The sequence below is a fragment of the Faecalibacterium sp. DFI.5.82 genome (assembly GCF_029076575.1).
Taxonomy (GTDB): domain Bacteria; phylum Bacillota; class Clostridia; order Oscillospirales; family Ruminococcaceae; genus Faecalibacterium; species Faecalibacterium duncaniae.
Window position 1 is genome coordinate 1 of the sequence record NZ_JARFIS010000396.1, and the last position, 317, is coordinate 317.

General features: G+C 61.8%; 1 pseudogene. It reads left to right on the top strand.

From position 1 onward, the window contains the following. Nucleotides 1–317, top strand: a pseudogene (locus P0G09_RS17140) (sodium:calcium antiporter); the annotation flags it as partial.

Below are 317 nucleotides of genomic sequence, written 5' to 3' on the forward strand. Positions count from 1 at the left end.
CGTGGCCTACACCACCGGCTACTTCAGCCGCCCCATCGGCATTGTGCTGCTGGCAATGTTCGTGGCCTACATGGTCTGCAATGTGCTGGCGATGAAAAACGCCCCCGCCCCGGAAGACGTTGAGGACGAGCCGGAAAAGGAAATGTCCTTTGCCAAGGAGATCGGCCTGCTCGTACTCGGCGCAGCCATGATCGCTGTTGGCGCAAATCTGCTGGTGGACAAAGGCACCCTGATCGCGCAGGCGCTGGGCGTGCCGGAATCCGTCATTGCCCTGACCTTTGTGGCGCTGGGCACCTCTCTGCCTGAGCTGGTCACGG